The organism is Serratia symbiotica (assembly GCF_000821185.2).
GTDB classification, from domain to species: Bacteria; Pseudomonadota; Gammaproteobacteria; order Enterobacterales; family Enterobacteriaceae; genus Serratia; species Serratia symbiotica.
In genome coordinates this window covers 2,985,494-3,005,847 of the sequence record NZ_CP050855.1, presented here as the reverse complement: position 1 = coordinate 3,005,847, position 20,354 = coordinate 2,985,494, and the positions used below count along the sequence as shown (strand labels likewise).

Sequence of the window (20,354 nt, the reverse complement as noted above, 5' to 3'; positions counted from 1 at the left end):
TGGCCGAGTGGCTGTTAGGAAAAAACGAAACTTTACTTTGGGTATTCGATCTTGTTGATATGCCACCAGGCTTCACCTTGCGGGGTGTTGACGATGGCGGTATCGCCCACTTCTTTCTTCAGCAGGGCGCGAGCCATGGGCGCGTCAATGGATATATAATCCTTGCGACCAAAAATTTCGTCATAACCGACGATACGAAAGCGTTTGACATCACCATTGTCATTCTCCACCTCAACCCAGGCACCGAAGAATACTTTACCTTCCTGTTGGGGAGCATAATCGATGACCTTCAATTGCTCCAGGCACTGGGCCAGATAACGGACGCGACGGTCGATCTCGCGTAGCCGTTTCTTATTGTACTGGTAATCGGCATTCTCACTTCTGTCTCCCAGACTGGCGGCCCAGGCCACTTTTTTAGTCACCTCTGGGCGTTCCTCGCGCCAAAGATAGTCCAGTTCTTGCTTGAGTTTACTGTAGCCTTGGCGGGTTATCAGTTGAGTTTTCATGGTAATTTATCTTTATTGAGTCACTGCCACAGGGTCAGTGAATGTGAAACGATAACCGGACATTTTGTGCTGTTGCATTGTTTTATCAGCCTGCGCAGTCTTTAATAATCGGGAGTATCCTTAGCAATAGCGGCATAATGAGGGTTTTTGCTATTCTTCCATCGTATTACCGGGAAAGGAGAGCGATGAAAAGGAGGCATTATCTTAACAAAAAACAAGGAATTTGAGCGCATAACCCATCAAATTGAAGGTATTACTGCATGGAATTTAAAGACTACTATGCGACGATGGGAGTCGATCCCGCCGCCGACTTGAAAACCATAAAAACCGCCTACCGCCGACTGGCGCGCCAGTACCATCCTGATGTCAGTACTGAGAAGGATGCTGAAAGCAAGTTCAAGGAACTGGCGGAAGCGTATGAGGTGCTGAAGGATGAAGAGCGCCGCGCCGAATACGATCAGTTCAGGCTGCACCGCAACGATCCTCGTTTCTTTGAGCAGACGCACGGCTATGGCGGGCAGAGAGAAACGGGGTATGGCGCGGGTGCACACGATTTTTCCGACTTCTTCGAGAGCATGTTCGGTGGCCATACCGCAAGAGGCCGACGCTCTGCCGCGCACGGTTTCCGTGGGCAGGATCTTGAGATGGAAGTTCCGCTGTTTCTTGAGGAAACGCTCAATGGCCAAACCCGAGCAATTTCTTATCAACTGCCGATCGTGGATGAACTGGGTCGACAGGTGAGTGAAACCAGCAAAACGCTGAATGTGAAAATCCCGGCGGGCGTGGCTGATGGTGAACGTATTCGCCTCAAGGGTCAGGGAGTCGCTGGCGTGGACGGCGGCCAGAATGGCGACCTCTACCTGATCATTCGCTTTGCGCCGCATCCGTTGTTTGAGGTTGAGGGTCACAACTTGCATATCGTGGTGCCGCTAGCACCATGGGAAGCCGCGCTGGGGACCAGCATTGAAGTGCCGACGCTGACCGGTAAGATTGCGCTGACCATTCCCTCCGGCAGCCAAAGCGGCAAGCGGCTGCGGGTCAAAGGTAAGGGGGTGGCTGGCAAGAAAGAAACCGGTGATCTGTACGCCGTTCTCAAGGTAGTGATGCCGCCGAAACCGGATGAAAAAATCAGCGCCCTATGGCGAGAGTTGTCTGAGCAGGTGGCGTTTGATCCCCGGACGGAATGGGAGCCAAAATGATGAGCAAAGAGATAACCTTTACCCTGGTGGAACTGTGCCAGACAGTGGATATTTCACAGGATGAACTGGTCGAGATTGTAGAGCTGGGTGTGATTGTGCCGTTGCAACCAGAACAAGTGCGTTGGGAGTTTGATTATCCGGCGTTGAGCCATCTAAGACGCGCACGGCGGTTGCGTGCTGAGCTGGATCTGGACTGGCCGGGGATTGCCATGGCGCTTACGCTGCTTGAAAGGGTTGGTGAATTGCAGAAAGAGAACCGGCGATTGCATCGCCAACTTGCGCGTTTTTTGCAGACGCCTGAAACAAGATAGCCATGCTATGCTCACCGAGCAATTGTCTGCCGGTGGCGTTTTTTATTCTTATGGACAGTATGGCGAGGCGGCTCTCTAACGGAGGGATGCCCTATTTAGCTGATTAAGCGCCGGAATTTTGGTGAGCCCAATGCAATAATTGATGAAAAGTATTGATAAATTGGGAAAAAATATGATTTGTAACAATTCCGGCTTGAATATATACCTTTTAAAGTTGTCCAGACTGGCAGGGTTTTTTAACAATAGTCGACTTAGGCAATAAAGCCTTTGGGAGTAATAACATGCAAGAAAATCATAAGATCCTAGTCGTCGACGACGATATGCGACTGCGCGCGCTTTTAGAGCGTTATTTAACCGAACAGGGCTTTCAAGTACGTAGCGTTGCCAACGCGGAGCAAATGGATCGCTTGTTGACGCGTGAATCCTTTCACCTGATGGTGCTGGATCTGATGCTACCAGGCGAAGATGGTCTCTCAATTTGTCGCCGTTTGCGTAGCCAAAGTAACCCGATGCCGATCATTATGGTGACGGCTAAAGGTGAAGAAGTTGACCGTATTGTTGGCTTGGAGATCGGTGCCGATGACTACATCCTAAAACCATTCAACCCACGTGAACTGCTGGCTCGCATTCGTGCTGTGCTACGTCGACAGGCCAATGAGCTGCCGGGCGCACCTTCGCAAGAAGAAGCAGTGATTGTCTTCGGCAGATTCAAACTGAACCTCGGCACCCGCGAAATGTTCCGTGAAGATCAACCCATGTCGCTGACCAGTGGCGAGTTTGCGGTGCTGAAAGCGTTGGTAAGTCACCCGCGCGAACCACTGTCACGAGACAAGCTGATGAACCTGGCACGTGGCCGTGAATACAGTGCGATGGAGCGTTCCATCGATGTACAAATTTCCCGTTTGCGCCGCATGATTGAAGAAGATCCTGCGCATCCACGCTATATCCAGACTGTCTGGGGGCTGGGCTACGTCTTTGTTCCAGATGGCAGCAAGGCATGAGACGATTGCGCTTTTCACCGTGTAGTTCATTTGCTCGAACCCTGCTGTTAATCATTACCTTGCTGATTGTCAGCCTGGTGACGACTTATTTAGTGGTGCTGAACTTCGCCATCCTGCCTAGCCTGCAACAGTTCAACAAGGTATTAGCTTATGAAGTGCGTATGCTGATGACCGATCGGCTGCAACTGGAAGATGGCACCGTGCTGCCAGTGCCGCCAGCGTTCCGTCGTGAAATCTATCGCGAGCTGGGCATTTCCCTCTATACCAACGCGGCGGCGGAGGAAAATGGCCTACGCTGGGCGCAGCACTATCATTTCCTCAGCCAGCAGATGGCGCATCAGCTTGGCGGGCCGACCGACGTGCGGGTAGAAGTGGACAAAAACTCTCCGGTGGTGTGGCTGAAAACCTGGCTACAGCCCGATATCTGGGTGCGTGTTCCGCTGACTGAAATCCATCAGGGCGATTTCTCGCCATTGTTCCGCTATACCCTGGCGATTATACTGCTGGCGATAGGGGGGGCCTGGTTGTTTATCCGTATTCAAAACCGGCCGCTAGTGGAGCTGGAGCATGCCGCTTTGCAGGTGGGTAGAGGTATTATTCCGCCGCCACTGCGTGAGTATGGGGCCTCTGAGGTGCGTTCGGTTACACGGGCATTTAACCAGATGGCGTCAGGGGTTAAGTTACTGGCGGATGACCGCACGTTGCTGATGGCTGGGGTCAGTCATGATCTGCGCACCCCGCTGACGCGCATTCGTCTGGCGACCGAAATGATGAGCGTGGAGGATGGCTATCTAGCTGAATCGATCAATAAAGATATTGAAGAATGCAACGCCATCATTGAGCAGTTTATCGATTATTTGCGTACCGGTCATGAAATGCCGATCGAAACCAGTGATCTGAACGCTATCCTTGGTGAAGTAGTGGCGGCAGAAAGTGGCTATGAGCGGGTGATTGAAACCGCCATGTTGCCAGGTACACTGATGGTGAATGTCCACCCATTATCCATTAAGCGTGCGGCAGTGAACATGGTGGTCAATGCGGCGCGCTACGGTAATGGCTGGATCAAAGTCAGCAGTGGGCGCGAGCTGCTGCGCGGATGGTTCCAGGTTGAAGACGATGGCCCAGGTATTGAGCCGGAAAGGTTGCAGCATCTTCTACAACCTTTTGTGCGCGGCGACAGTGCGCGTAGCACCAGCGGTACCGGGTTAGGTCTGGCGATTGTGCAGCGCATTATTGACTCGCATGACGGCGTGCTGGATATTGGCACTAGTGAACGTGGCGGGTTGCTGATCCGCGCTTATATTCCCCTGCCAGTGTTGCCAATCGATAAAAGAGCATCGGAAAATGGGCATCAACCCCAGAAGGACAACGCCTGAAGGTTCTGACAACGGGCCGGTGGAGCGCCAACCGCTAGCACTTCCTGTTCATTACAGCGTATTCCGCCGCATCTTCATGCAGGTGCCGAGTATTATTGCTCATCAGCCAAGGGTCGATTAGGGTGACGCCGCTATGGATGAAATCCTTAGTATTGCGCGTGGCTAATGTAGCACCGTAATGCAGGCAGGTGGCGGCGATTTGGTTGTCCGGAATGCTGATGGCAATGCCTCGGCGGTGATTGGTACCCATTAATTCCGCATGCTGCATCGCGCAACCTATATCAAAGGGCAAAATCCTTTCTGGAAACTCCTCTTGCAGCATTTCGCTGAGGTTGTTTTGCAGCTCGATCTGTCTCTTACCATAGGGCATACAGAAGATGCCGGTATAGAGTTCTGCGACCACGATAGCGCTCAAATAAAATTGATACGTGTCCTGTTCATCCAACCACTTTAATACATTGTAATGAGGGGCTGGGCGCAGCAACTCCGAAACCACATTGGTATCGAGTACAATCATTTTTCGTCATCTTCATCAAATTTAACGATGCGGGGTGGCACTTTATCACGCGGCGGTATGTTTAATTCGACGCCGCCAAATTTAGCAAAATATTGATGCATGCGTGTACCCAAGCCATAGCGCGGCGTTTTTTTCACTAATGCCTGTTGCAAGATCATGCGTGCTTCCTCCTCCATGGAATGACCATTTTTAGCTGCCGAAATGCGTAGTAGCTCTTTTATTTCATCGTTTAGATTCCTGACGGTTATAGTTGCCATTTAAACCTCCTTTGCTAGCAATGATTTCATTGCTGTATTGTCGCGTCTGGCTGGATGAAAAGCAATCAGTGAAAGCAAAAAGGTGTGGAATTCCACACCTTAGCTGTAGGGGTAAATCTAACGGGTTACAGTTTGGGACCAGCGATGATCAGCGCCGCCCCCGCTGGCGTATCGGTATATTTGTCGAAGTTGGTGATAAAGCGTTCGGCCAGATCCTGCGCTTTTTCCTGCCACTGCTTAACGCTGGCGTAGGTGGTGCGTGGATCAAGAATATCTGGGTTCACGCCAGGCAGGGCAGTCGGCATGGACAGATTGAAGATGGGCAGCGTGACGGTTTCCACCTTGTCGATTTCACCGTTTAGGATAGCGTCGATAATGCCACGGGTATCTTTGATCGAAATGCGTTTGCCAGCGCCGTTCCAGCCCGTGTTCACCAGATAAGCTTGGGTGCCGGCAGCCTGCATGCGCTTCACCAGCACCTCAGCGTATCGAGTTGGGTGTAATGACAGGAAAGCAGCACCGAAACAGGCGGAGAAGGTCGGTGTGGGGTCGGTCACGCCGCGCTCGGTGCCAGCCAGTTTGGCGGTGAAGCCGGATAGGAAATGGTACTGAGTCTGGTCGGCGGTCAAACGTGATACCGGCGGCAGTACGCCGAAGGCATCGGCGGTCAGGAAGATCACCTTGGTAGCGTGACCCGCTTTGGAAACCGGTTTGACGATATTCTGGATGTGGTAGAGCGGGTAGGAAACACGGGTGTTCTCGGTTTTCGAACTGTCGTTGAAATCGATGGTGCCATCGGCCTGTAGTGGTCAACTAAAACTGGCCACCGCGTTAGAGTTTTTCCAGTATCGGTTTTCCGATTCGTTTGGTGGTAACCCACCGTTATATTCATGCGGCCTGAGCGCGCTGTAATACCCAACGATATAGTCCGTTATTGCGTGGGCTGCATCGCTGAAGTTTATGTAACCCGTCACCGGTACCCATTCGTTCTTCAGACTCCTGAAGAAGCGCTCCATTGGGCTATTATCCCAGCAGTTTCCACGCCGACTCATACTCTGTCTGATCCGATACCTCCACAGTGACTGCCGGAACTGTCTGCTTGTGTAATGGCTGCCCTGATCGCTGTGGAACATCACTCCGGCTGGTTTTCCCCGGGCCTCCCACGCCATCTCCAGCGCTTTGATGGTCAGCCTGCTGTCCGGTGAGAACGACATTGCCCAGCCCACCGGTTTTCTCGCGAACAGGTCGAGAACAACGGCGAGGTAGGCCCAGCGCCTGCCTGTCCAGATATAGGTCACATCGCCACACCACACCTGATTAGGCTCTGTCACTGCGAACTGCCGCTCAAGGTGATTCGGGATAGCGATGTGTTCAAGGCCACCGCATTTATACCGATGAGTGGGCTGTTGACAACTGACCAGCCCCAGCTCTTTCATGAGCCTGCCGGCGAGCCATCGTCCCATCCTGAAGCCCTTCATGGTTGCCATAGTTGCGATACTCCTTGCGCCAGCAGAGCCATGGCTGACGCTATGCAGTTCCAGTACCTGGCTGCGTAATACAGCTCGTCTGCCATCTGGTTTTTCAGGACGGTTTTTCCAGTATTTGTAGCTGCTGCGATGAACCCCGAACACGTGGCAGAGTGTGACCACCGGATAATGCGCTCTGAGTTTCCCGATTATCGAGAACTGTTCAGGGAGTCTGACATCAAGAGCGCGGTAGCCTTTTTTAATATTTCGTTTTCCATTTCAATACGTTGTATTTTTTTCCTCAGCTCACGTATTTCAATTTGTTCAGGAGTAATGGGAGAGGCTTTAGGTATTTTTCCCTGCCGCTCATCACGCAACTGCTTCACCCATCGCGTCATTGTGGAAAGGCCGACATCCATAGCACTGGCTGCATCTGCCACGGTGTAGTTCTGGTCAACGACCAGTTGAGCGGATTCGCGTTTGAACTCTGCACTGAAATTTCTTTTTTTCATTGAAGCACCTGTAATGTCCTGAGGTGAGCATATCACCTCTGTTCAGGTGGCCAAATTCAGTGTGCCACTACAGCCACTACAGTGTGGTTTTACCGGTGCCAGACAGGCCGAAGAATACCGCTACATCGCCTTTATCGCCCACGTTGGCTGAGCAGTGCATGGAGGCGATGCCTTTCAACGGCAGCAGGTAGTTCATCATTGAGAAGATCCCCTTTTTCATCTCGCCGCCGTACCAAGTGCCGCCGATTAACTGCATGCGTTCGGTCAGGTTGAATGCAACAAAGTTTTCCGAATTTAAGCCTTGCTGCTGCCAGTTTGGGTTGCTGCACTTGGCACCATTCATCACCACAAAGTCCGGCACGAAATCTTGTAGCTCTTCGTCGTTTGGGCGGATAAACATGTTTTTCACGAAGTGTGCCTGCCAGGCCACCTCGGTGATGAAGCGCACTTTCAGACGGGAGTCGGCGTTAGCACCGCAAAAGGCATCCACTACGAACAGGCGCTTGCCGGAGAGTTGCTCGGTGACCAGGTGTTTCAGATCGGCCCACACTTCCGGGCTAAGGGGTTTGTTGTCGTTTTTGCCTTTACCTTGATCGGCCCACCAAACGGTATTGCGGGTGATGTCGTCACGGACGATGTATTTATCTTTCGGAGAGCGACCGGTAAAGATCCCGGTATCGACGGAAACTGCACCCAATTTGGTGATTACCCCACGCTCAAAACCTTCCAAAGACGGGTCTGTTTCTTCCCTAAACAGCAGTTTATAGCTTGGGTTATAAAAGATTTCGCTTACGTTATGGATGCCGTAAGCAGCCAGATCCTGCGGGGTGATACCTTTAACATGATGCATGCTACTACTCCTTGGTCACAGAATTTCTGACGGCAATTGTAGGGATACAATAGGGTGTAACAGCGATGAGTATCAAATAATTGCAAATAGTTAATGTTTTAAATGGTGTTTCGTTACGTTCTGAGAGATAGCACACGGAAAAAAGCAAACGTGCAAGCGGTGGGCGTTGGCGATCACGGTCGCCCACCGACCAAAAAAAGTGACTAAGAGCCTATCCCAGTAGGCGTACACGGTTACAGCCAGTTTGGGCACGGACAGCACGTAACAACCGAAGCGTACAGGGAATACGTGAGGAGTGTTAGCACTGCCCAGGGCCAAAATGGCAAATAAAATAGCCTAATGGGATATATGCTTAATGCAACGGGCTGCTTTTACCGCTATTACCGCCGTACAGTGCGGTGACATCACTTGGATCAAAGAGATAATGATTACCGCAGTAATCGCAATGCATATCAATATTGCCGTCTTGCTCCAACATTTCCGCCACTTCTTCGGTGGGTAGCGTCAGCAGCGCATCGGCACAACGTTGGCGCGAACAGGTGCAGCGGAACAGCACATCCTGCGGTTCATATAGGGTAACCTTTTCTTGATGGTACAGGCGATACAGCACTTCGTTTGCTGGCAGGCCGAACAGCTCTGCGCTTTTCACTGTGTTGGTCAGTTGCACCAAATGGTCGAAATCGTCGGCGTTGCCCTCCTGCGCCGGTAACGCCTGCAATAGCATACCAGCCGCTGCTGTTTCATCAGTGTGGATGAACAGGCGGGTTGGCAGTTGTTCTGATTGGCGGAAATAGGCTTCCAGACATTCGGTCAGGGTTTCACCCTCCAGACCGACCACCCCCTGATAACGCTCACCTTCCGTTGGCGAAATGGTGATGACCATGACGCCATTGCCGATGAGCTGATGCAGGGTGCTATCTTCGGTAACGGGGGCTTGTACGCGCGCCACGCCGCGCATTTCCTGGCGGTTGTTGCCATTGATCACCGCCAGCTTCAGCGGGCCATCACCTTGTAACTGGACGGTGATGTCGCCATCGAATTTCAAGGTGGCGGTCAACAGGCTGGTCGCGACTAGCAGTTCGCCCAACAGTTTCTGTACCGGTGCTGGATAGTCGTGATTGCTCAGTAGCTGCTGATAGGTTTCGCTGACGGTAACCAGCTCACCGCGAACCGCATAATTTTCAAACAGGTAACGGTGCAATTGGTCAGGGTTGGACATAATGTGCTCTCATTGCGGTGAGGGATTATTCCGGCTCACCAAATTTGAATTTTATCAGGTTGCGCCGCTCCTTTTTATCAGGACGGCGATCTGGATGCGGCATAGTCAAGGCGTTCATCTTGCGTGCAAGCGCCATTTTTTCGCGCTTGGCGATACTGGCCCCGGTTTCCTGATATGCCTGCTGCGCCTCACAGGCACTGCGTCGCTGGTCAGTCAGTGACAGTACGATCACTGTGCGCTCTTCGTTGCCTTGGCGCAGTGTGATCTCGGCGTTGAGTTCAACCATCTTGCTCGGCTTACCGCGCTGCCCATTGTAGTGCACTTTACCACCGTCAATCATCTCCCGCGCTAACGCACGGGTTTTGTAGAAACGCGCCGCCCACAACCATTTATCCAGCCGAATTGCCTGGTCGCGTGTTTCCTGTTCTTTCATGTTTATCCCCCTGAGAGCTGTTGGTATCAACAGCCGGAACGGAGGGTGCTGGAAGGTTTCTCCGCACCGCGTCACAAAAGCTGATCTGCTTTCAGATAACCCGATATGTGGGTGTAAAATTATAAATCAAGGTATTGATCCAAAGCCTGAGCGGGGTATGGCGGCCAAACTTGACCACCTTGGCACCTACTGGGATAGGCTCTAAGCTCTGTTTACTCATATTGAGATAGAAATAGGGGGGCGTGCAGGCTACGCTGATTAAAAAAGTAAGTATACCCGTCATACTCCGAGTTGCCTGTACGTGAGCTTTCCTCGCTCACTCCAGTCACTGACTGGGGTGAGCGCCTGTGGACTGCTGCGTTGCCGCCATCCTACAACTCGAATTATTTTGGGTATAGTTTTATGTGCGTTGCCGTCAAGGTTCTCATTAACGCACAATGTGACCAAGATTGAATTTGGTTGATGTTTGAGCACTGACGAAGCCTGTGCTGTACCGATCATTATTTTGGCTAGCCCTCTGCACGCCTGATATTGCCGCTGGCTGACGGGTAACCCCTGTGAGGCAATCATGAATAAACACCCGCAACAACCTAAAATTCTGAAAGTGGTCACGGTCGCGCGTTCACGTCTATTTCACGTTGAGTCGGTCGATTTGGAATTCAGTAACGGGGAACGGCGAGTGTATGAACGCATGCGACCTTCACCGCGTGAGGCGGTGATGATTGTGCCGGTGATCGGTGACCATCTGTTGTTGATCCGCGAGTATGCGGTGGGTACCGAGTCCTATGAACTGGGTTTTCCGAAAGGTTTGATCGATCCGGGTGAAAAGGTATTGGAGGCGGCCAACCGTGAATTAATGGAAGAGGTGGGATTTGGGGCCAAACGCTTTGATTTCCTCAGCAAGCTGAAGATGGCACCATCGTACTTTTCCAGCACAATGAATATTGTGCTGGCGCACGATCTCTATCCACAGAGCCTGGTAGGGGATGAACCAGAGCCGTTGCCGCAGGTACGTTGGCCGATTGCCAGCATGATGGCACTGCTGGCGGAGCCGGACTTCCGCGAAGCGCGTAACGTCTGCGCGCTGTTCCTCAGCGAAGCTTTTTTACGCGGCTCGCGCTAAGCGTTATCCCACTGCTGAATCAAAAAAGGCCAGAGATGGTTCTGGCCTTTTTGATCAGAACAGCTCGTGTCTTTCGCCACCAGGAGCCATCAACGTGATGCCGGTATCGCGCGATGGATAGTCCGTCGGTTGAGTGCCTTCGATGAAATACTCAGAACGGCTACTATTGCCACCATCAGAGAGCTTGCCGCTGCTCTTGTCGATGATGACGCTGATAATGCCCGCAGGTGGGGGGGCCTCCTGCTCTGGAATACCTTCCAGCGCAATTTTCATGAAATCATTCCATGCCGGTTGTGCGCTCTTGGCACCGCCTTCACCGCCGGAAATTTGATCTGGGATGGCTCCTGAGGCCGTTGAACGGCCCAAATCACGGCGATGATCATCGAAACCGATCCATACAGATGTCACGGTATCCGGGCCATAGCCAGAGAACCAAGCGTCTTTCGAGCTGTTGGTGGTACCGGTTTTACCGCCGATATCATGACGTTTCAAATCACGCCCTGAACGCCATGCAGTGCCCATCCAGCCCGGTTCGCCATAGATATTGCTGGTTAATGCATCGTGGAGCAGGAACGCCAATTGGCTGCTGATGACGTGCGGCGCATACTGCTGATCGCCCTCCTGCTGAACTTGGGCAGGGGTAACTTGCTCTAACTGAGGCCTCGGTACGTTACTGTTATTGCTTTCCTGCGACATGGCAATGTTTTCAACGTTATCGTCGGAAAGCAGCATTGAACGTTGGGTATCACCGTAAATTACTGGCAGGTCACACTGACGACAAACCTCCTTAGGCTGGGTTACGAATAGCGTGTTGCCGCTATCATCTTCGATTTTGGTGATGAAGTACGGCTCCACCAGATAACCACCGTTCGCCAACACTGCATAGCCGCGCACCAACTGCATGGGGGTGAAGGATGCTGAGCCTAGCGCCAGTGATTCGGTGTGCACGATATTCTGCGCTGGGAAACCGAAACGTTGTAGGTATTCCGCTGCGTAGTCAACGCCCATGGCACGCATCACGCGTACCATCACCACGTTCTTGGACTGGCCCAGTCCTTGGCGCAAGCGAATCGGGCCAGCGTAGGTGGGAGGTGAGTTCTTTGGTCGCCAGTCGGTGCCAGCACCGGCATCCCAGCGGGTGATCGGCAGGTCGTTCAGAATGGTGGCCAGTGTCATCCCTTTATCCAACGCAGCGGTATATAGGAACGGTTTGATATTCGAACCGACCTGACGCAGCGCTTGAGTGACGCGGTTGAATTTGCTCTGATTGAAATCAAAACCGCCGACCAGCGCTTTTACCGCGCCATCGTTCGGGTTAATCGACACCAGCGCCGAGTTGACATCCGGTACCTGCGACAGCCACCAGGCATGGTTGACCCTGCGCACCCACACCTGCTGGCCGGCCAGCACCACATCGGTGACGCGTTTTGGCGTTGGCCCTTGTTGGATATCGGACTTGTAGGGGCGAGCCCAATGCATGGTGACCAGCGGCAAAACAATATTGCTGCCGTCTGCCAACATTGCTATAGCTTCCTGAGCGTTGGCGGCGGTGATCACCGCTGGCACCAGCGAGTCGTAGTGGGGCAGGTTTTTTAGTGTGTCAACGATCTGGTTTTGATCCCAGGCTGTGGCACCGACTCTCCACAGCACCTTGGACGGGCCACGGTAACCGTGGCGCATATCGTAAGCCAGCACGTTGTTGCGCACTGCCTGCTGCGCCGCCAGTTGCAGCCGCTTAGTGATGGTAGTGTAGACCTTGTAGCCATCGGTATAGGCGCTGTCACCATAGCGGGTAATCATTTCCTGACGCACCATCTCGGAGAGATAAGGGGCGGAGAAGCTGATTTCTGGCGCATGGTAGTGGGCCACCAGATGTTCAGCACGGGCCTGATCATACTGCGCCTGGGTAATGTAATGCTCCTCCAGCATACGTGTCAGCACCACGTTGCGGCGGGCGACGGCACGACGGTTAGAGTAGAGCGGGTTGAAGGTGGAGGGGGCTTTCGGCAGACCAGCGATGGTCGCCATTTCGCTTAAGCTAAGCTGGTTGACGTTTTTACCGAAGTATACTTGTGCAGCGGCACCCACGCCGTAGGCGCGGTAACCTAAATAGATCTTGTTCAGATACAGTTCAAGGATATCGTCCTTAGACAACATTAGCTCGATGCGCACCGCCAGGAAAGCTTCCTTGATCTTACGCATCAGGGTACGTTCCGGACTCAAGAAGAAGTTTCGCGCCAACTGTTGGGTAATGGTACTCGCTCCTTGCGACGCGTGGCCAGAGATCAGCGCAATAGAGGCAGCGCGGAAGATGCCGACTGGATCGACGCCATGGTGCTCATAGAAACGGCTATCTTCGGTAGCGATAAATGCGTGCACCATCACCGATGGGATCTGATCCAGCTTCAGCGGGATCCGGCGTTTCTCGCCGAACTGAGCGATCAGTTCGCCATCAGTACTAAAAACCTGCATCGGTATCTGTAGCCGTATGTCTTTCAGCGTTGCAACATCAGGTAGCTGTGGCTCGATGTATTTGTACAAGCCAAAAATCGAGGCTGCTCCCAGCACAATGCAACACACTGCGAAGATTAAAAAATACTTTACGAACTTCACCTGAGATTTCCCATTTTCATGTCATTGGGCAGTCTAGAAACAACCGCGCGGTAGTATAAAGGCAAGCCTGCAACATGGATATGTTCTTTTATTTATCATCATCGGATGGGGGCTTGGCGAAAAATATGTTCTATCAATCATGGCAGGTGGGGCTGGATATACAAAACCACAGTGTGCGAGCCTTGGCCGTTCAACGTCGCCGCAATGGATGGCAACTACGCCACTGGTGGCAGCATAAGCTGTCGCAGGCGGTATTGCGCGACGGTTGCCTGGAACATTCCGATGCCCTGATCCAGGTGCTACGGCAGTGGCGTGTCCAGTTACCAAAATATATTTCCCTACGCATTGCATTGCCAGCGCAACGGGTTTTGCAACAGAGAATGCCGCAGCCGGATGCGCGGCTGAAAGAACCGCAGCGCAACGATTATATTAGTATCCAAGGGCTGAAACAGTTCCCCCTCGACGGCCAGACGCTGGCGCTGGATCACCGTCTTTCACCTCCAGATACGGCAACACTGCTGCTAACTGCGGCACGCCGACAAGAACTGCAACAGTGGCTGCACTGTTTGCATCAAGCCGATTTGCAGCCGCAGGTAGTCGATATCACCCCCTGCGCGCTGCGGGTGATGGCCCTCGCCGCAGGCTTGCCTGCCGTTGCGGGGCTGATGCACCGTCTCGATCATGAGTGGCTATGGGTCGCGCCCCATGGCGGCCCTTTCGCTTATGGAGTGTTGCCTGCTAGCGAGCCTGATGGCTTGATATCAGCGTTGCGGGCGTTGCAAACAGCCGTTGGTTCGCCTGGTACCGATTTACAGGTCTGTTACAGCAGCATACTGGAGGGGCCACCCCCTGCGGGTTGCCAGCTCTGGTCGCCGCTCAGTGCCTTCCGCCAGTTGCAGCCGCCGCTGCCCACGCAGCCTTCTGCGTTTGTATTGGCTGGTGGTCTGGCGCTGCGGGAGGAGGACTGATGTATCAGGTGAACCTATTGCCTTGGCGGCGACAACGTCTGCGTCGTCGCGGTGTTTTCTGGCTATGCATGTTTGCACTGCAACTGGTATTGCTGCTGCTGGTCACGGTGGCGGTATTCAGCTTGCAGCATAGCCGACAGGTGCAGCGGCAAGAGAGTCTTGAGAGCCTGAGCGAGGCGTTGACAGTGCTGACGCAACGTTATCAGCAGGCACAGCAAGCGTTGGCACAGTTTGAACAGCAAAAAGCCCGGGTGGAATTGCAGGCGCGTAATCTGCAACACAACCAGCGTTATCGACAATTTTTGCAGCAGCTTTCTGTCGCGGTGCCTCCCCCACTGTGGCTGATTGCGCTGGATGGTAGCCTGCAAGGCGGGCTTCAGTTGCGCGGTTTCAGCCGCCACTCTGCGGCCATTGCCCAGTTTGAACAGCGGCTGACAGCCATGCCGCTGCTACGGCAGCATCGGCTGGAGGAAGTGGTACAGAGCAAAGATAGCCTGCTGGCATTTACTCTGATGGCATGGGGGCGGGATGGATAGCGCCTTACCTCCTTGGCTATGGCGCTGGCTGAATTTGCCTGCCGGGCAATTGCTGGCGATGCAATGGCTGGGGTTGAGCATTCTGGCGGTACTTGCCATCGGTTGGCTATGGCAGGACGAAGGGCAACAGCGCGCGCGTATCGCCACACAGCGGCGACAACTCATGCAGCAAATTGAACAGCGGCAACGGCAGTTGGCACAAATACCAGCGATGGAAACAATGGATCGGCATTGGCAGCTGGCAACGGAGCCCCCCGCCGGGCAGGGCGATCTGACGGAAGCTCTACAGCAGGCAGGGGCCACGCTATTGCACTGGCAGCGGCTGGAAAAACCGCTGCGGCAGACGCTGAGTTTGCGTACCGACTATGCCGGTTTATTAACCTTGTTGCAGGTGTTGCCCGCCGGTTTACGCATTGAACAAATAAATATTGAAATGCAGTCGGAAAACATGACGGTACGCTTCGTACTGCAAGATGCCACCGGGGGGGGATGTCGATGAGTAAAAGGCGTTGGTCAGGGTTGCTGTTGCTGCCGTGGGTGTTGGCCGCACAGCCGCGCAATCCTTTTATCCCGTTGCCTGACTGCCTGATGGCGTTGGAGTCGCCGGCTGGCTGGCGGCTGAAAGGCATTATCGGACAGCCTGCGCTGCGTTATGGCTGGGTCGTCACGCCAGCGGGGCAATGGCTGCGCCTCAGACCGCAGCAGATATTGCTCGCCGGGCGCTGGCGGGTAGATCAGATAAACGCCGACAAGCTGACGCTAGCCGAACAACCGACTGATCCTGACTGCCCAGTGGCTATCGGTCATGTGCAGTTGATGCTAAACAAATCATAGGGAATGACGATGAAAGGATGCCATTGGCTGGGGTTCGCCCTGTGGGGGCTGGCGGTTGCGGTGGTCCCTGCACAGGATAATCAGACAATTTCATTGGAGTTTCAGGATGCGCCTGTCACGGTGATACTGCAAGCGCTGGCCGATTACCGTCAACTGAATCTGATCACTGCAGCGGGCGTTGACGGCAACCTGACGCTGCGATTGGATAATGTCCCTTGGCCGCAGGCGCTGGCATTGGTATTGCGTATGGGCAATCTGTCGATGACCAGGGAGGGCTCTGTGATGATGGTTTCCGCAGAGTTGGATGCGCAGGAAAAACAGCAGCATCAGCAGACATTGGCGCTGCAACAGCCGCTGCACAGTGTGACGCTGGCATTGAAAAACGCTGATGCCGCAGAGATCGCCGAAAGCCTGAATGCACAGCGCGGTGCTTTACTGGGCGAAAGGGGCAGTGTGGTGGCTGACAAGCGCACCAACGCGTTACTAATCCGCGATACTGCCCCGGTGCTGGCGCTGCTGAAAAAGCGGGTGGCGGAAATGGATATTCCCTTGGCGCAGGTACAACTGGCGTCATATATCGTGACCATCAACAGTGAAAACCTGCATGAACTGGGCGTGCGCTGGGGGTTGGCAGCGGATGAACGGCCAGCGCAGCCGCTGCGGTTGGATAATTTCAACGTTGGCTTGCCGCAGCAAAAAAGCACGCTGAGCGCAGGTTTTCATTTAGCGCGCCTTAGTGGGCGTCTGCTGAACTTGGAACTGACCGCGCTGGAGCAAGAAAACCGGGTGGAGATTATCGCCAACCCGCGCCTGCTGACGGCACATATGCAAACCGCCAGCATCAAGCAGGGAACGGAAATTCCTTACGAAGTCTCGAGTGGTGCCAGCGGCGCAACCTCGGTGGAGTTTAAAGAAGCGGTATTGGGCATGGAGGTGACGCCTAAAGTATTGCCTGACGGGCGCATCACGTTGACGCTGCACATCAGTCAAAACATGCCTGGGCGCTCAGTCAGCAGGGGGGAGGGAGAAGCGCTCACCATCGATAAGCAGGAGATAAAGACGCAGATCACGGTAAAAGACGGCGAAACCATTGTGTTGGGGGGGATTTTTCAACGGCTTAACGGGCAGGCAGAAGACAAAGTGCCTGGGATCGGCGATGTTCCGCTACTGGGATCACTATTTAAACAGAGCAGCAAGCAGCATAAAAGGCGCGAACTGGTGATCTTCATTACGCCGACGTTGATTAAAGATTGAAGCGTGTCGCCTTTGCCATAAATCACCTAAAGTTGATCGCAGAAACATTTTTTATCACCTTGGGGGCATCTAGGTTTGACGCTGCGACCGATTTAGCTTACAAGGGTTACCGAATTGAGCACCAAGGTTTTTTAGTGCCAAGATGCCGTTAAAAACGTAGTTTTCCCTCCTGCGGCGCGGATGGTTATTTATTCGGTTGCCAAACAACCAAGAGTGTTGAGATAATTTTTCGTCTGATCCTGCACTATCGCTTATGAGGTTTCAGTTTAGGTCCCGCCGCTAATTTGATTGGCGGGGCGGGTTAACATTAACGCATTGTCTTAGTAATACCGAAAAACATGGCAGAGAAACGCAATATCTTTCTGGTTGGGCCTATGGGTGCTGGGAAAAGCACTATTGGCCGTCAGTTAGCTCAGCAACTCAATATGGAATTCTTCGACTCTGATCAAGAAATTGAGCAACGTACCGGAGCTGATGTGGGCTGGGTATTCGATGTGGAAGGCGAAGCAGGTTTCCGCGATCGTGAAGAAAAAGTCATTAATGAACTGACGGAGAATAAAGGGATTGTACTGGCTACCGGTGGTGGCTCGGTGAAGTCGCGTGAAACACGCAACCGTTTGTCGGCGCGTGGCGTTGTAGTCTATCTGGAAACCACTATCGAGAAGCAGTTGGCTCGTACCCAGCGCGACAAAAAACGCCCGCTGTTGCAGGTCGATTCTCCTCCGCGTGAAGTGCTGGAGGCTCTGGCGAAAGAACGCAATCCGTTGTACGAAGAAATTGCCGATGTGACTATCCGCACCGATGATCAAAGCGCCAAAGTGGTGGCCAATCAGATCATCAACATGCTGGAGAACAATTGATTGCGGTTTCCGTATTCGCTGTGGGCGAATGCGCAAAGACTGATTTGTGTTTCCGCAGCAGCGGGGATAAACCACACTGGGAACTGGGCGCGATATGGAGAGAATTACCGTAACGCTTGGGGAGCGCAGCTACCCGATTACCATAGCCGCCGGATTGTTTAACGATCCGGCCTCTTTTATGCCGTTGAAAGCCGGTGAACAGGTGATGCTGGTCACCAACCAGACGTTGGCACCGCTCTATTTGGAACAGGTTCGCAAGGTGTTGGAGCAAGGTGGCGTGAGGGTGGATCAGGTGATTCTGCCTGATGGCGAACAGTACAAATCCCTGGCGGTACTCGAACAGGTGTTCTCAGCACTGCTGCAAAAGCCTCATGGCCGTGATACAACGCTGATCGCGCTTGGCGGTGGCGTTATCGGTGACCTTACAGGCTTTGCCGCTGCCTGTTATCAGCGTGGTGTGCGTTTTATTCAAGTTCCTACCACTCTGTTGTCGCAGGTAGACTCTTCCGTTGGCGGTAAAACCGCTGTCAATCATCCGCTCGGTAAAAACATGATCGGCGCGTTCTATCAACCTGCTTCGGTAGTGGTTGATTTGGACTGCTTGCAAACTTTGCCAGCGCGTGAACTTTCCTCTGGCCTGGCTGAAGTGATCAAGTATGGGATTATTCTTGACCGTGACTTTTTCATCTGGCTTGAAAACAATATCGATGCGTTGGTGGCGCTGGATATGCAGGCTCTGGCCTACTGTATCCGCCGCTGCTGCGAGCTGAAAGCCGAGGTAGTAGCTGCTGATGAACGCGAAAGCGGTTCGCGTGCCCTGCTGAATTTAGGCCATACTTACGGTCATGCGATCGAAGCTGAAATGGGCTACGGTGTATGGTTGCACGGAGAAGCCGTCGCGGTTGGCATGGTGATGGCGGCGGAAACCGCGCATCGCCTCGGCCAGTTCTCCGTTGATGATATCGAGCGCATTAAAGCGTTGCTGCTGCGTGCTGGCCTGCCGGTTTGTGGGCCGCAGGAAATGACGCCAGGAAGTTATCTGCCGCATATGATGCGTGATAAAAAAGTGCTGGCTGGCGAGTTGCGTTTGGTACTGCCGACGGCCATTGGCCAGGCGCAAGTCCGCAGTGGCGTTGGGCATGAGCGGGTGCTGACGTCGATCGCCGCCTGCCTTCCCATGGGGAATGTTTAGCTAAATCAGGCAAAGTCACCGTGGCTTAGCCGCCGTTGATATCTATTACACCCTAAATAATTCGAGTTACAGGAAGGCGGCAACGCAGCGACAAATTGGTTGGGAAGCGATTTGAACAGCGCTTGCGCTGGGCCGCAGGCTGAACCTCAGGGATGAGATTCATTAATCCTCCAGTCGCTTATACCCGTCAGTGACTGGGGTGAGCGAGGAACGCTAATGCACAGGCAACTTGAAGTAGGGCGGGTATATTACTAATGAATAAAGCATGACAGGTGTCGCTTTGCTATCATCGGGTTAATCTGCCCGTGCCACAATGGTGGGCTTTTGCTTCTAGTTGGAGGGTTTCAGATGGATGAGTTTAAACCGGAAGACGATCTCAGACCTGATAGCCGTGATCGTCGTCCTATGCACTCGCGCAAACCGGCTGTGGTATCTCGTTTTGCCGTATCGCGTCAGCATTTGATGATAGGTATCGGTGTTTTGGTGTTGCTACTGCTGGTTGTCGGTATGGGTTCGGCGTTGAAGGCACCGACCAAACATGAAACAGCGCAGGAAGGCACGCAAAACGGCGTGGCCAAAGATATCAACCTGTCCGGTTCTTCGGCACTGGTTACCAGCAACAATGGCGTAGTAGGTGGTACCACCGATACCCATGGTAATGTTGGCGTGAGCACAACGTCTCAGCCACAGAATGTCAGCGTTCCGCCGATCGCCAGCACGCCGACGCAAGCCCAGCCGTTACCCCCGCAAGGTGGGGCGCGGCAGCGTATCGAGCTGCCGGGCAATATGGTGGATGCGCTCTCTTCGCAGCAAGGGCAGGTTGACACAGTGACTCAAGGCAAAATCGGGGTGCAATCAACATTGCCGACGGCGTCGGCGACAGTAATGAACAGCGCAGCGGCGAGAGAAGCCATGCATCCGCTTCAGGGGAGTGCGCCGCAGGCCAAAACCGCCAGCAAATCGGCCACTACGCACCATAAAGCGCCAACCACGGTGTCAGCATCAACCTTAGCCTCTTCTGCCAAGGCGGGAACGGTAAGCGGCAGTGCCTTGCAGTCCGCAGTGGGGAACCACTATACCCTGCAACTGAGCAGTGCCTCGCGCCCTGATACATTGCATGCCTACGCTAAGCAGCAGAAGCTGCAAAACTACCTGGTATACCCCACCCAACGTAACGGCAAACCCTGGTATGTGTTGGTGAGTGGTAACTATGCGTCTTCTGAGGAAGCGAAGCGTGCCATAGTCACGTTGCCGGCGGATGTGCAGGTGAAAAAACCTTGGGTTCGGTCTGCACGTCAAGTCCAGCAAGAGCTTAAAAAATAAATCA

The 20,354-nt window shown here is 53.4% G+C and carries 20 protein-coding genes and 2 pseudogenes; 13 read left to right on the top strand and 9 right to left on the bottom strand.

All coding sequences use genetic code 11. The annotated features are described in order from the left end of the window. Nucleotides 1-32: 32 nt before the first annotated feature. Nucleotides 33-506: a transcription elongation factor GreB gene (gene greB, locus SYMBAF_RS14955; protein ID WP_040263685.1), complete on the bottom strand. Its 474-nt coding sequence runs from the start codon at nt 504-506 to the stop codon at nt 33-35. A 260-nt stretch (nt 507-766) separates the two neighbouring features. Here greB and cbpA point away from each other — a divergent pair, with 260 nt between their 5' ends. From cbpA to envZ, 4 genes are all read left to right on the top strand, one after another. Next, nucleotides 767-1,705: a curved DNA-binding protein gene (cbpA, locus tag SYMBAF_RS14950; RefSeq protein ID WP_040263683.1), complete on the top strand. Its 939-nt coding sequence runs from the start codon at nt 767-769 to the stop codon at nt 1,703-1,705. Next, nucleotides 1,702-2,016: a chaperone modulator CbpM gene (locus tag SYMBAF_RS14945; RefSeq protein WP_040263680.1), complete on the top strand. Its 315-nt coding sequence runs from the start codon at nt 1,702-1,704 to the stop codon at nt 2,014-2,016. Before cbpA ends, SYMBAF_RS14945 begins: the two co-directional genes overlap by 4 nt. 281 nt (nt 2,017-2,297) lie before the next feature. Further along, on the top strand, nt 2,298-3,017 hold the full coding sequence (gene ompR / locus SYMBAF_RS14940) for an osmolarity response regulator transcription factor OmpR (RefSeq protein ID WP_006709007.1): 720 nt from the start codon (nt 2,298-2,300) through the stop codon (nt 3,015-3,017). Beyond that, a complete protein-coding gene (gene envZ, locus SYMBAF_RS14935) occupies nt 3,014-4,393 on the top strand; it encodes a two-component system sensor histidine kinase EnvZ (RefSeq protein WP_040263678.1) in 1,380 nt (459 codons plus the stop codon). Before ompR ends, envZ begins: the two co-directional genes overlap by 4 nt. Nucleotides 4,394-4,427: 34 nt before the next feature. Here the strand turns inward: envZ and SYMBAF_RS14930 are convergent, their stop codons facing one another. The 7 genes and pseudogenes from SYMBAF_RS14930 to hslR form a co-directional block, all read right to left on the bottom strand. Further along, nucleotides 4,428-4,910, bottom strand: coding sequence for a type II toxin-antitoxin system VapC family toxin (locus tag SYMBAF_RS14930; protein WP_040263676.1), 483 nt, complete (start codon nt 4,908-4,910; stop codon nt 4,428-4,430). Further along, a complete protein-coding gene (locus SYMBAF_RS14925; RefSeq protein ID WP_040263674.1) occupies nt 4,907-5,167 on the bottom strand; it encodes a FitA-like ribbon-helix-helix domain-containing protein in 261 nt (86 codons plus the stop codon). Before SYMBAF_RS14925 ends, SYMBAF_RS14930 begins: the two co-directional genes overlap by 4 nt. Nucleotides 5,168-5,292: 125 nt before the next feature. Further along, nucleotides 5,293-5,967, bottom strand: a pseudogene (locus tag SYMBAF_RS14920) (phosphoenolpyruvate carboxykinase (ATP)); the annotation flags it as partial. Nucleotides 5,968-5,976: 9 nt separating this feature from the next. Further along, a protein-coding gene (locus SYMBAF_RS14915; RefSeq protein WP_152609001.1) for an IS3 family transposase occupies nt 5,977-7,145 on the bottom strand; the annotation gives its coding sequence in 2 pieces (ribosomal slippage) (nt 5,977-6,896 and nt 6,896-7,145; 1,170 coding nt in all). Between the two features lie 79 nt (nt 7,146-7,224). Further along, nucleotides 7,225-7,995, bottom strand: a pseudogene (locus tag SYMBAF_RS14910) (phosphoenolpyruvate carboxykinase (ATP)); the annotation flags it as partial. A 352-nt stretch (nt 7,996-8,347) separates the two neighbouring features. Then, nucleotides 8,348-9,214: an Hsp33 family molecular chaperone HslO gene (hslO, locus tag SYMBAF_RS14905; protein WP_006709002.1), complete on the bottom strand. Its 867-nt coding sequence runs from the start codon at nt 9,212-9,214 to the stop codon at nt 8,348-8,350. A 25-nt stretch (nt 9,215-9,239) separates the two neighbouring features. Then, entirely contained in the window at nt 9,240-9,647 is a 408-nt protein-coding gene (hslR, locus tag SYMBAF_RS14900; protein ID WP_040263672.1) for a ribosome-associated heat shock protein Hsp15, read from the bottom strand. A gap of 568 nt (nt 9,648-10,215) precedes the next feature. On the opposite strand from hslR, the gene nudE reads away from it, so the two are divergent. Continuing rightward, nucleotides 10,216-10,770 carry an ADP compounds hydrolase NudE gene (gene nudE, locus SYMBAF_RS14895; protein ID WP_040263670.1) on the top strand — a complete coding sequence of 185 codons (555 nt, stop codon included), beginning with the start codon at nt 10,216-10,218 and terminating at the stop codon, nt 10,768-10,770. A gap of 54 nt (nt 10,771-10,824) precedes the next feature. On the opposite strand, the gene mrcA is transcribed toward nudE, so the two are convergent. After that, the gene (mrcA, locus tag SYMBAF_RS14890) at nt 10,825-13,383 is read right to left on the bottom strand and encodes a peptidoglycan glycosyltransferase/peptidoglycan DD-transpeptidase MrcA (RefSeq protein WP_040263668.1); all 2,559 of its coding nucleotides are present in this window, start codon (nt 13,381-13,383) and stop codon (nt 10,825-10,827) included. Nucleotides 13,384-13,508: 125 nt separating this feature from the next. Here mrcA and pilM point away from each other — a divergent pair, with 125 nt between their 5' ends. The 8 genes from pilM (at nt 13,509) to SYMBAF_RS14850 (ending at nt 20,350) form a co-directional block, all read left to right on the top strand. Next, nucleotides 13,509-14,351: a type IV pilus biogenesis protein PilM gene (gene pilM / locus SYMBAF_RS14885; protein ID WP_040263915.1), complete on the top strand. Its 843-nt coding sequence runs from the start codon at nt 13,509-13,511 to the stop codon at nt 14,349-14,351. Further along, the gene (locus SYMBAF_RS14880) at nt 14,351-14,887 is read left to right on the top strand and encodes a PilN domain-containing protein (RefSeq protein WP_040263666.1); all 537 of its coding nucleotides are present in this window, start codon (nt 14,351-14,353) and stop codon (nt 14,885-14,887) included. Before pilM ends, SYMBAF_RS14880 begins: the two co-directional genes overlap by 1 nt. Then, nucleotides 14,880-15,386 carry a hypothetical protein gene (locus SYMBAF_RS14875; protein WP_040263664.1) on the top strand — a complete coding sequence of 169 codons (507 nt, stop codon included), beginning with the start codon at nt 14,880-14,882 and terminating at the stop codon, nt 15,384-15,386. Before SYMBAF_RS14880 ends, SYMBAF_RS14875 begins: the two co-directional genes overlap by 8 nt. Further along, a complete protein-coding gene (locus SYMBAF_RS14870) occupies nt 15,383-15,721 on the top strand; it encodes a DNA utilization family protein (RefSeq protein WP_006708995.1) in 339 nt (112 codons plus the stop codon). Before SYMBAF_RS14875 ends, SYMBAF_RS14870 begins: the two co-directional genes overlap by 4 nt. A gap of 9 nt (nt 15,722-15,730) precedes the next feature. Further along, nucleotides 15,731-16,975, top strand: coding sequence for a DNA uptake porin HofQ (hofQ, locus tag SYMBAF_RS14865; protein ID WP_082026844.1), 1,245 nt, complete (start codon nt 15,731-15,733; stop codon nt 16,973-16,975). Between the two features lie 338 nt (nt 16,976-17,313). Beyond that, on the top strand, nt 17,314-17,835 hold the full coding sequence (aroK, locus tag SYMBAF_RS14860; protein WP_006708993.1) for a shikimate kinase AroK: 522 nt from the start codon (nt 17,314-17,316) through the stop codon (nt 17,833-17,835). A gap of 94 nt (nt 17,836-17,929) precedes the next feature. Beyond that, nucleotides 17,930-19,027: a 3-dehydroquinate synthase gene (gene aroB, locus SYMBAF_RS14855; RefSeq protein ID WP_040263661.1), complete on the top strand. Its 1,098-nt coding sequence runs from the start codon at nt 17,930-17,932 to the stop codon at nt 19,025-19,027. Between the two features lie 348 nt (nt 19,028-19,375). Continuing rightward, entirely contained in the window at nt 19,376-20,350 is a 975-nt protein-coding gene (locus SYMBAF_RS14850) for an SPOR domain-containing protein (protein ID WP_040263659.1), read from the top strand. The last annotated feature ends 4 nt before the right edge of the window (nt 20,351-20,354 follow it).